At 75.8% G+C, this 12285-nt stretch carries 2 protein-coding genes; both read right to left on the reverse strand.

Going from position 1 to position 12285, the window contains the following annotated elements; translation table 11 throughout:
• Nucleotides 1-21 precede the first annotated feature (21 nt).
• The gene (locus IE316_RS17915; protein WP_190205361.1) at nucleotides 22-5598 is read right to left on the reverse strand and encodes a type I polyketide synthase; all 5577 of its coding nucleotides are present in this window, start codon (nucleotides 5596-5598) and stop codon (nucleotides 22-24) included.
• A gap of 105 nt (nucleotides 5599-5703) precedes the next feature.
• On the reverse strand, nucleotides 5704-12282 hold the full coding sequence (locus IE316_RS17920) for a type I polyketide synthase (RefSeq protein WP_444545390.1): 6579 nt from the start codon (nucleotides 12280-12282) through the stop codon (nucleotides 5704-5706).
• Nucleotides 12283-12285 lie beyond the last annotated feature (3 nt).

Below are 12285 nucleotides of genomic sequence, written 5' to 3' on the forward strand. Positions count from 1 at the left end.
CACCGGGGGTCACCTTCCTCTTCACTCGTGGGCGCGGCTGGAATCCGACGGGTCGACGATCCCGAACTCCTCGTCGATGAAGGCCAGAACGTCGTCGACGGACGCCGTGTCGAGCGTCGTCTGGACACTGTCGGTGCCGCCGGCCGGTCCGGGGGCGACGGTGCTGAGCCGGGCCGCCAGCACCCGGAGCCGGGCGGCGGCGACGGTGTCCTTGGCACGGTCGGCCGGACGGGCCGCCACCAGGTCCTCCAGCCGGGCCAGCTCGCCCAGCAGCGGGTCCTCCGCGGTGCCGGTGTCCAGCAGGGTGTTCAGGTGGTCGGCGAGGGCCACGGGTGTCGGGAAGTCGAAGGCGAAGGTGGCGGGCAGGCGCAGCCCGGTACGGGCGAGGAGCCGGTCGCGCAGTTCGATCACCGTGAGCGAGTCGAAGCCGACATCGGTGAAGGCGGCCCCGTGGCCGATGCGGCCGGCGGAGGTGTGCCCGAGGACGTGGGCCGCTTCCTGCCGGACCAGATCGAGGAGGATCGCCTGCCGGTCGGCGGCGCCCACGCCCGCCAGCCGGGTCTTGAGCGCGTCCGCGCCGTCGGCCGGTGCCCGCCTGGCCCGTTGCCGCCCGCGCCGGGGCCGGGGAACCAGACCGCGCAGCAGCGGGGGGACCGGTCCGTCGGCGGCCTGGGCACGCAGGGCGCCCAGGTCCAGCTTCATGGGGAGCAGCACGGGTGCGCCGCCGCGCAGTGCGGCGTCGAACAGCGCCATGCCCTCGGCCGCCGACAGCGGTGCCATGCCGTCGCGGGCGAGCCTGCGGCGGTCGGTGGCGTCGAGTCCGGCCGTCATGCCGGCGTCCTGGGCCCACATGCCCCAGCCGAGGGAGAGCGCGGGGAGTCCCCGGGCGGCGCGGTGCTGTGCCAGGGCGTCCAGATAGGCGTTGGCGGCGGCGTAGTTGCCCTGCCCCGAGCTGCCGAAGGTACCGGCCGCGGAGGAGAACAGGACGAAGGCGGAGAGGTCCAGGCCGGCGGTCAGTTCGTGGAGGTGGCGGGCGCCGTCCGCCTTCGGGCGCAGCACCGTGTCCATGCGGTCCGGCGCCAGCGCCGTCAGCACGCCGTCGTCCAGCACGCCGGCCGTGTGCACCACCGCCGTCAGCGGCGCGTCGGCCGGTATCCCGGCCAGCAGCCCGGCCACCGCCGCCCGGTCCCCGATGTCGCAGGCGAGCACGTGGACGCGGGCCCCGGCCGCCTCCAGTTCCGCCGCCAGTCCGGCCGCGCCGGGCGCCGCGGGTCCGCTCCTGCCGGCCAGGACGAGGCTGCGCGCTCCGTGCGTACGCACCAGGTGCCGGGCCACCACCGCGCCGAGCGCCCCCGTGCCGCCCGTGACGAGCACCGTGCCGTCGCCGAGCGGTGTGCCACGGGTCCCGGGTGCCTCAGCCGGGGCCTCGGCGCGCACGAGCCGGCGCAGGAAGCACCGCCCCTCGCGGACCGCGGCCTGCGTCTCGTCGGCGGCGAACAGGGCGGGTACGAGGGTGCTCAGTGCCGTGCGCGAGGACGGGGCGTCGTCGATGTCGACCAGGGCGACGCGTCCGGCGTTCTCCGACTGCGCGGTCCCGGCCAGACCCCACAGGGCGCCGAGCGCGGGGTCGGTGTCCTCGCCCGGTGCCACCGCCACCGCGCCCCGGGTGATCACGGCCAGCCGCGTGCCGTCCAGGGCCGGTTCGGCCGACCACGCCTGGACGACGGCCAGCAGACGGCCGGTCAGCTCGCGCAGGGCCTCCGGTTCGGTCAGCTCGCGCAGGGCGCCGGGTTCGGTCAGCTCGACCGTCAGTGTGCCGGTGAGGCCGCCGCCGCGGGCGGCCAGTGCGCGGACGTCCGCCGCCGAGCCGACCGGTACCGCCACGGACTCCGTGACCTCGTCCGGGGCGGACGGTGCCGTCGGCGTCGTCTCCTCCCAGTCCGGGCGCAGCAGGTGCTCGCCGGCCGGGCCGCCGGCCAATCGCGCGGGCTCGACCGGCCGGGACACCATCGAACCCACGGACGCGACGGGGGCGCCGGTCCCGTCGGCCAGGTGCAGCGACATGCTGTCCCCGCCGGTCGCGACCACCCGTACCCGCACGGCCGTGGCACCCGTGGCGTGCAGGGTGACATCGCGCCACACGTACGGCAGTGCCGTGTGCGCGCCGGTACGGTCGGCGCGGTGCTGGAAGTCGGCCGCGTGCAGGGCGGCGTCCAGAAGCGCCGGGTGCAGTCCGAAGGCCGCCGCCCGGTCCTCGTGCTCGTCGGGCAGGGCCACCTCGGCGTACACCGCGCCGTCCGCGCGCCAGGCCGCCCGCACCCCCTGGAACACCGGCCCGTACCGGTACCCGGCCTGCTCCAGACCGTCGTACAGCGCCGCCACCTCCGCCGGGTCCACGGCGACGGCACCCTCCGGCGGCCACACCGACAGGTCCACGGCCTCCGGCGCCGTACCCGATGCCGTCCCCGGCGCGGACACCGGACGCAGCGTCCCCGAGACGTGCCGGACCCAGGCGGCGCCCGCCTCCTCGGCCCGTGAGTGCATCCGTACCGTGCGCCGGCCGTCCTCCCCGGCCGCCCCCACGCTCACCCGCAGGTGCACCCCGGTGCCCTCGGCCAGCGGCAGCGGTGTCTCCATGACCAGTTCCTCGACCGTGCCGCACCCCACCTCGTCACCGGCCCGCACGGCCAGTTCCACGAAGGCCGCGCCGGGCAGCAGTACGGCCCCGGCCGCGACGTGGTCGGCCAGCCACGGGTGGGTGGCCAGCGACAGCCGGGACGTGAACAGCACCTCCTCCGACTCCGGCACCTCCACCACCGCGCCCAGCAACGGGTGACCGGCCTCCTCCAGGCCCGCCGCCGTCACATCGCCGGCCGCCGTGCCGTCCGCCGTCAGCCAGTAGGTCTCCCGCTGGAACGGGTACGTCGGCAGGTCGGCCCGGCCGGGGTCCGTCCGGCCCAGCAGCGCGGACCGGTCGACCGGGACGCCCCGGGTGTGGCAGACGGCCAGCGCCGTGAGGACGGCACGCACCTCGTCGCCCTCGCGGCGCAGCGCGGGCACGAACACCGCCCGGCTCTCCGCACCGGAGCCGAGGCAGTCGCGGCCCATCGCGGACAGCGTGCCGTCCGGGCCGAGTTCGAGGTACGTGGTCACGCCGTAGGCGGTCAGTGTCTTGATGCCGTCGGCGAAGCGGACGGTCGCGCGTGCGTGGTGGGCCCAGTAAGCGGGGGTGGTCAGGGTGTCGGGGTCGGCGAGCTGTCCGGTGATGTTGGACAGGAGGGGGAGGGTGGGGGTGTGGAAGGTCAGGCCGGCCAGTATCTCTTCGAAGTCGGCCAGCATGGGTTCCATGCGGGTGGAGTGGAAGGCGTGGGAGACGGTCAGGCGCCGGGTGCGGATGCCCTGTGCGGCCAGTTCCTGTGCTGCTTCAAGTACGGGTTCTTCGTCGCCGGACAGGACGGTGGCGGTAGGGCCGTTGACGGCCGCGATGTCGACACCCGGCCAGGTGGGGAGGTCGTGTTCGGGGGCGGCGACGGCGATCATGGCGCCGCCTTCGGGCAGTGCTTGCATCAGGCGTCCGCGGGTGGTGACCAGAGTGGCCGCGTCCTCCAACGACAGGACCCCTGCTACGTGTGCGGCGGTGATCTCACCGATGGAGTGTCCGCCGACGATGTCGGGGGTGATGCCCCAGGACGTGATGAGCCGGTAGAGGGCGACTTCCAGGGCGAAGAGTGCGGCCTGCGTGTGCAGGGTCTGGTGGAGACGGTCCGGGTCGTCACCGAACACCACGTCGCGTGTCGCGTCACCGAGAGCCGCGCACACCTCGTCGAACGCCTCGCGGTACACGGGGAACGCTTCGTACAGCTCGCGCCCCATGCCGAGCCGTTGGGAGCCCTGCCCGGTGAACAGCACCGCCAGCCGTCCGCGCGTCACCGTGCCCGTCACGACGCCGGGTGCCGTCTCGCCCCGCGCCACCGCGTCCAGGCCGGTCAGCGCCTCGTCGCGGTCGTCGGCCAGGATCACCGCGCGGTCCGGTAGCGCGGCCCGGCCCAGGGCCAGCGCGGCGCCCAGCTCGGGCAGGTCCGCCCCCGGGCGGGCCTCGGCGTGGTCCCGTATCCGGCGTGCCTGGGCCCGTAAGGCCGCCGTGCCGTGTCCGGAGAGGAGCAGCGGCACCAGGGGGAGGGCGGCCGGGCCGGGTGCCGGGGCCGGCGTCTGTTCCGGGGCCTGTTCGAGGATGACGTGGGCGTTGGTGCCGCTGACGCCGAAGCCGGAGACACCCGCCCGGCGCGGACGGTCCGCCCGTGGCCAGTCCCGTTCCTCCGTCAGCAGTTCCACCGCGCCCGCCGACCAGTCGACCTGGGGGGTGGGGGTGTCGACGTGCAGGGTGCGCGGCAGGATGCCGTGCTGGAGGGCCAGTACGGTCTTGATGACGCCCGCGACGCCCGCGGCGCCCTGGGTGTGCCCGATGTTGGACTTCAGCGAGCCCAGCCACAGCGGCCGGTCCGCGGGGCGGCCCTGTCCATAGGTGGCCAGCAGGGCCTGCGCCTCGATGGGGTCGCCGAGGGCGGTGCCCGTGCCGTGCGCCTCGACCGCGTCGACGTCGGACGCGGTGAGGCGGGCGTCGGCGAGGGCCTGGCGGATGACGCGTTGCTGGGCCGGGCCGTTGGGGGCGGTGAGGCCGTTGGAGGCGCCGTCCTGGTTGACCGCGCTGCCGCGCAGCACCGCCAGCACCCGATGGCCCAGGCGCTGGGCGTCCGACAGCCGTTCGAGGAGCAGGACGCCCGCGCCCTCGGCGAAGATCGTGCCGTCCGCGGCGGCGGCGAACGCCTTGCAGCGGGCGTCGGCGGCCAGGCCGCGCTGCCGGGAGAAACCGATGTAGGCGCGGGGGGTGCCGAGGACGGTGACCCCCGCGGCCAGGGCCATGGAGCAGTCGCCCGCGCGCAGGGCCCGGGCCGCGAGGTGGAGGGCCACCAGGGAGGCCGAGCAGGCGGTGTCGACGGTGACGGCGGGGCCCTCGAAGCCGAAGGTGTAGGAGATCCGGCCGGACAGGACGCTGCCCGCCCCGGAGGTCATCAGATAGCTCTCCAACTCCTCCGGGAGTCCGGCGAGTTCGCTGCCGTAGTCGCTGCCCGCGAAGCCGGCGAAGACCCCGACGTCCGTGCCGCGCCAGGCGGTCGGGTCGAGGCCCGCGCGTTCGAAGGTCTCCCAGGACAGTTCGAGCAGGAGGCGCTGCTGCGGGTCCATGGTGACCGCTTCGCGCGGGGAGATGCCGAAGAAGGCGGCGTCGAAGTCGCCCGCGTCGTGCAGGAAGCCGCCCTCGCGGACGTAGCTGGTGCCGTGGTGGTCGGGGTCGGGGTGGAAGAGGCCGGCCAGGTCCCAGCCGCGGTTCTCGGGGAAGGGCGTGATGCCGTCATGGCCGCGGCGTACCAGGTCCCACAGGTCCTCGGGGGAGGTGACGCCGCCCGGGAGGCGGCAGGCCATCGCCACCACGGCGATCGGCTCGGACCGTGCGGCCTCCAGTTCGCGGACCCGCTGCTGGGAACGGCGGGCGTCCGCCAGCACGCGCTTGAGGTAGTCGCGCAGCTTCCCGTCATCTGCCATGAGAGTTCGCTCCTGGTGGAAACGCGTCGGAGGTCCGCCGGGCCGGGGCCTGGGCCGGGGTGGGGGGTCGGTGGTCGTGGGCGGTGGTCGTGGGCGGTCGGGTGGTCAGGGGGTGCCGAACTCCCGGTCGATGAGGTCGAACATGTCCTCGTCGGTCGCGGTGTCCACGTCGAAATCGTCGACATCGGCCTCAGTGCCGGTACCGGTGGGAGCCGGTGCCGCGGCCGTCCGCCACTGCTCGACGAGCGCGTTCAGGCGGGTCAGGACGGTGGCGTGGGTGGACGCGTCGGGGCTGGTGCCGGCCAGGGTCGCGGCCACGGCGTCGAGTTCGCTCAGCAGCAGCTCGGCCGGGTCGGTCTCCTGGCCCAGCTCGGCGAGGAGGAAGCGGGCCAGGGCGGTGGGCGCGGGGTGGTCGAAGACGAGCGTGGCGGGCAGCCGGAGGCCGGCCCGGCGGGCGAGCCGGTTGCGCAGCTCGACCGCGGTGAGCGAGTCGAAGCCGATCTCCCGGAAGGGCTGGTGGGGGTCGATGGCGTCGGCGGAGGAGTGGCCGAGGACGGCGGCGGCCTCCTGCTGCACCAGGTCGAGCAGGATCTTCTGCCGCTGTCCCGCGGTCGCCCTGGCCAGATGGCCGGTCAGGTCGCCGGTGCCCGCCGCCGTGTTGTCGACGGCCCGGCGCGGGGCCCGCACGAGGGAGGCGAGCAGCGCGGGCAGGGTGCCGGTGCCGGCCAGCTCGCGCAGGGCGGCGAAGTCCATGCGGGCGGGCACCAGGACGGCGGCGGGGGTGCGCAGGGCGGCGTCGAACAACTCCATGCCCTCGGGCACGGACAGGGCGAGCATGCCGCCCTTGGCCATGCGCCGCTGGTCGGCGTCGTCGAGGTGGGCGCTCATGTCGGTGACCTGGCCCCACAGCCCCCAGGCGAGGGAGGTGGCGGGCAGCCCGGCGGCGTGCCGGTGGCGGGCGAGCGCGTCGAGGAAGGCGTTGGCGGCGGAGTAGTTGCCCTGGCCCGGGGAGTCGAAGGTGCCGGCTCCGGAGGAGAAGAGGACGAAGGCGCTCAACGGCAGCCCGGCCGTCAGCTCGTGCAGGTTGAGCGCGGCGTCCACCTTGGGCCGGAACGCCGCGGCCAGCCGCTCCGGGGTCAGGGCGGTGATCACACCGTCGTCCAGGAGGCCGGCGGCGTGCACCACGGCGGTCAGCGGGGCCTCCGGCGGGATCGAGGCGAGCAGGGCGGCCGCCGCGTCCCGGTCGGCCACGTCGCAGGCGACGGTGCGGACGGTGGCGGCGCCCAGGGCACGCAGCTCGTCCTCCAGTTCGGGCACGCCGTCGGCGGCCCGGCCGCGCCGCCCGGCCAGCACGACGTGGCGTACACCGTGCTCGGTGACCATGCGCCGGGCCACCAGGCGGCCCAGGGTGCCGGTGCCGCCGGTGACCAGTACGGTGCCGTCGGGGTCGAGGGGGCGGGGCAGGGTGAAGACGTTCTTCCCGGTGTGCCGGCCCTGGCTCATGAACCGGAAGGCGGCCGGGGCCTCCCGGACGTCCCAGGTGTGCAGCGGGAGCGGACGCAGGACGCCCTGTGCGAAGAGGACGGCCAGGTCCCGCAGCATCTCCCCGATGCGGTCGTCGCCCGCCTCGTGGAGGGAGAACGCCCGGTAGGCGACGCCGGGGTGGGCGGCCGCCACCTCGGCGGGGTCGCGCAGGTCGCTCTTGCCCATCTCCAGGAACCGCCCGCCGCGCGGCAGCAGCCGCAGGGAGGCGTCGACCAGGTCACCGGCGAGCGAATCGAGGACGATGTCGGCGCCCCGGCCCCGTGTGACGTCGAGGAAGCGGCGCTCGAACTCGGTGGTGCGGGAGCCGGCGATGCGGTCGGCGGGGACGCCGGTGGCGCGCACCGTGTCCCACTTGGCGGGGGACGCGGTGGCGAGGACCTCGGCGCCCCAGTGCCGGGCGAGCTGCACGGCGGCCATGCCGACCCCGCCGGCGGCGGCGTGCACGAGCACCGTCTCGCCCGCGCGCAGCCCGGCGAGGTCGCGCAGGGCGTAGTAGGCGGTGAGGAAGGCCATGGGTACGGAGGCGGCCTGCGGAAAGGTCCAGCCGTCCGGGACCTTGGTGACGGTGCGCTGGTCGGCGACGGCGACCGGGCCGACGGCGTCGGGGAACAGGCCCATCACCCGGTCGCCCACGGCGAGTGCGGTGACGCCGGGGCCGGTCTCGGTGACGATGCCCGCGCCCTCGTTGCCGAGGGTGGCGTCGACCTTGTTCATGCCGAGCGCCACCAGGACGTCCAGGAAGTTCAGGCCCGCGGCCCGTACCTCGACGCGGACCTGCCCGGCGGCGAGCGGTTCCAGCGCGGCGGGGGAGGGGCGCAGCGCCAGTCCTTCGAGGGTGCCGTCACCGCCGGGCTCCAGCCGCCACGCCGTGGTGTCCGCGGGGGCGGTGAGCGTGCCGGTGGTGTCGGCGCGGGTGAGCCGGCGGGCGAAGCGCACGCCGTCGCGGAGGGCGAGCTGGGGTTCGGTGCCGGTGAGGACGGCGGGCAGCAGGGCGCGGGACGCCGGGGTGCCGTCGGTGTCCACGAGGGTGATCCGGTCGGGGTTCTCGGCCTGCGCGGACCGCAGCAGGCCGAGGGCGGCCGCGGCGGCGGGGTCGGTGAGTTCGCGGTCGTGGTGCACGGCGACCGCGCCGTGGGTGAGCACCAGCAGCCGGGTGTCGTCCAGGCCGGGCGCGGTCAGCCAGGTCTGGAGCAGGTCGAGGACCCGGCCGGTGAGGTCGTGGACGGCGGCGGCGCTCGATCCGCTGCCTGCCGTTCCCAGGTCGAGGAGCAGTGTCTCGGGGATGCCCAGGTCGGCGGTCTCGGCGAGTTCCCGGATGTCCTCGGCGGTCGCCACCGGCACGGGGTGCGGCGCGTCCTCAACGGGGCCGGGCGCGGGCAGTTCGTCCCAGCCGACGCGGAACAGGCGGTCGCGGACGGGGGCGGTACGGGGGGCGGACAGGTCCGCGGTGAGCGGCCGGGACACCACCGAGCCGACGGTGGCGACCGGCGCGCCGGTGGCGTCCGCGAGATGCAGGGCGACCTCGTCGGTGCCGTGCGGGGTGACGCGGACGCGCAGCGCGGTCGCCCCGGCGGCGTGCAGGGTGACATCGCGGTAGGCGAAGGGCAGGGCGAGTACGGCGTCGGCGCCGGCCGGGGCGCGGAAGCCGATGGCGTGCATGGCGGAGTCCAGCAGCACCGGGTGCAGTCCGAACCCGTCGGCGGACAGCCCCTGGTCCTCGGCGAGGGCGACCTCGGCGAACACCTCCTCGCCCCGCGTCCACACCGCGCGCAGGCCCCGGAAGGCCGGCCCGTAGCCGTATCCGGCGGCGGCCATCTCCTCGTACGCCTGCGTCACCCGCTCCGGGCCGACCGGGACCGCCCCGGCCGGCGGCCACGGGGCGAGCGCCTCCGGCGGGGGGCCGGCGGCCGGGGTCAGGAAGCCGCTGACGTGCCGGGTCCAGGGTGCGCCGGGGTCGCCGTCGGCGGGGCGGGAGCGCACGGACAGCGGGCGGCGGCCCTGCGCCTCCGCCTCGCCGACGAGGACCTGTACGCGTACGCCGTCGCCCTCGGCCAGGGGCAGCGGCGCCTCGACGACCAGTTCCTCCAGGGTGGGGCAGCCCACCTCGTCCCCGGCGCGCACCGCCAGCTCCACGAAGGCCGCGCCGGGCAGCAGCACCGTGCCGCCCGCCGCGTGGTCGGCCAGCCAGGGGTGGGTGCGCAGCGACAGGCGGGAGGTGAACAGCACGGACCCGGACGCCGGGTCGGTGCCGGTGCCGGAGACCTCGGTGACCGCGCCGAGCAGCGGGTGCCCGGCCGGTGTCAGTCCCAGGCTCGCGGCGTCGCCGTGGCCCTGCCCCGACTCCAGCCAGTAGTGCCGGTGCTGGAAGGCGTAGGTGGGCAGGTCGGCCACGGTGACGGTCGGCCGCTCCGGGGCCCCGGCGGGGTCCGCCGCGCCGGCCAGGACCGCGGACCAGTCGACGGGCAGCCCGCCCACGTGCCCCTCCGCGAGCGAGGCCAGCATCCGGGGCGCGCCGCCCTCGCCGCGCCGCAGCGAGCCCACCGCGACCGCCTCCGCCCCGGCGTCCTCGAAGAGGTGCTGCAGGGCGGTCACCAGCACGGGGTGGGCGCTGGACTCCACGAAGAACCCGAAGCCGTCGGCGAGCAGTTCGCGCACCGCGGCCTCGAAGTCCACCGGGCGGCGGGCGTTGCTGAACCAGTACTCGGCGTCCAGGCCGGTGGTGTCGAACGCGCCCCCGGTGACCGTCGAGTAGAACGGGACGGCCGAGCGGCGCGGACGGATGTCGGCGAACATCGCCAGGATGCGGTCGCGCAGCGGATCGACCTGGGCGCAGTGCGAGGCGACCGTGGAGCCGACCACACGGGCCCGCAGGCCGTCGGCCTCGCAACCGGCCACGAACTCCGCGAGCGCCTCCTCCGTACCGGCGACCGCGACCGCGGCGGGCCCGTTGCGGCCCGCGACGGCCAGTTGCCCGTCCCACGCCGCGAGCCGCTTCTCCACCGTCTCGGCGGAGGCGGCGACGGAGGCCACCGCGCCCTTGCCGACCAGCTCCTCGGCGAACAGGGCGCTGCGCAACACGACGATACGGGCCGCGTCCTCCAGCGTCAGCGCCCCGGCGACGTACGCCGCCGCGATCTCCCCCTGACTGTGGCCGACCACCGCCGCCGGGGCCACCCCGGCCGCCGTCCACACCGCGGCCAGCGACACGTGCACCGCGAACAGGGCGGGCTGGAGCACCTCGATGCGCTCCATGGACGGCGCCGCCGCGGCGCCCCGGACGACATCGGTGACGGACCAGTCCAGGTGGCGGCGGAGCGCCTCGTCGCACTCGGCGAACCGGGCGGCGAACACCGGGGAGGAGTCGAGGAGTTCGGCCGCCATGCCGGGCCACTGCGGGCCCTGGCCGGGGAAGACGAAGACGGTGTGCCCGGTGGCCGGGCCGCCGTCGCCGCGCACCACCTCGGGTGCCGGGGTGTTCCCGGCCAGCGCGGCCAGACCGCGCAGCGCGGTGTCCCGGTCGGCGGCCAGGACGACACCGCGCTGTTCCAGCGCCGCCCGCCCGGTGGCCAGCGACCGGGCGAGGTCCGGCAGCGCCACGCCGGGGCGGTCCGCCACGTACGACCGCAGCCGCTCGGCCTGGGCGCGCAGCGCGGCCTCGCCGCGCCCGGAGACCAGCAGCGGCACGGGCGCGCCGGTCAGCAGCGGCTCCCCGGGAACCGCCCCGTCCACGGCAGCGGTGGCGGCCGGGGCCTCCTCCAAAATCACATGGGCGTTGGTGCCGCTGATGCCGAAACCGGACACCGCGGCCCGGCGGGGCCGTCCCGTCTGCGGCCACGCCCGCTCCTCGGTCAGCAGCTCCACGGCCCCCGCCGACCAGTCCACCTGCGGCGTCGGCGCGTCCACGTGCAGGGTGCGCGGCAGGACGCCGTGCCGCATCGCCATCACCATCTTGATGACCCCGGCCGCACCGGCGGCCGCCTGCGTGTGCCCGATGTTCGACTTGACCGACCCCAGGAACAGCGGCCGTTCCCGGTCCCGGCCGTAGGTGGCCAGCAGCGCCTGCGCCTCGATGGGGTCGCCCAGCGCCGTACCGGTGCCGTGCGCCTCCACCACGTCCACCTCGGCGGCGGTCAGCCGGGCGGCGCGCAGCGCCCGCCGGATCACCCGCCGCTGCGAAGGGCCGTTCGGCGCCGTCAGCCCGTTCGACGCGCCGTCCTGGTTGACCGCCGAGCCGCGTACCACCGCCAGGACCGGATGGCCCGCCTCGACCGCGTCGGACAGCTTCTCCAGCAGCAGCACCCCGGCGCCCTCGGCGAACCCGGTACCGTCCGCCGCCGCCGCGAACGCCTTGCACCGGCCGTCGGGGGCGAGCCCGCGCTGCCGCGAGAAACCGACGAACGCGTCCGACTCCGCCATCACCGTGACCCCGCCGGCCAGCGCCAGCGAGCACTCGCCCGCCCGCAGCGCCTGCGCCGCCAGATGCAGCGTGACCAGCGACGACGAGCACGCCGTGTCCACCGTCACGGCCGGCCCCTCGAAGCCCAGCACGTACGACACCCGGCCCGACAGCACACTGCCCGCCCCACCGGTCAGGAGGAAGCCCGCGAGTTCGTCGGGGACCTCGGGCAGCCCGGCACCGTAGTCGTGGAAGGCGATGCCGGAGTACACCCCGACGTCCTTGCCGCGCAGGCTCGTCGGGTCGATCCCGGCCCGCTCCAGCACCTCCCAGGACAGCTCCAGCATGATCCGCTGCTGCGGGTCCATCGCCACGGCCTCGCGCGGCGAGATGCCGAAGAAACCCGCGTCGAACATCCCGGCGTCGTGCAGGAAGCCGCCCTCACTGGCGTAACTGGTGCCGGGGTGGTCGGGGTCGGGGTGGAACAGGTGGTCCAGGTCCCAGCCGCGATCGGCCGGGAACCCGGTGATGCCGTCGCCCCCGCTGGACACCAGCTCCCACAGCTCCTCGGGCGAGGACACCCCGCCCGGCAGCCGGCAGGCCATGCCGACCACGGCGACCGGCGCGGTGGTGGCCGCGACCGCCTTGTCGTACTCGTGCTTCAGCCGGGCGTTGTCCCTCAGCGAGGCGCGCAGCGCTTCGACGATCTGTTCAGTCTGGCCGCTGCTCATGGCTGCTCCCACCGT

This window comes from Streptomyces fumanus (genome assembly GCF_014655295.1).
GTDB classification, from domain to species: domain Bacteria; phylum Actinomycetota; class Actinomycetes; order Streptomycetales; family Streptomycetaceae; genus Streptomyces; species Streptomyces fumanus.

Coding starts and splice junctions, on each gene's coding strand:
- IE316_RS17915 (WP_190205361.1), bottom strand. CDS start 5,598: ATGGCAGATGACGGGAAGCTGCGCGACTACCTCAAGCGCGTGCTGGCG.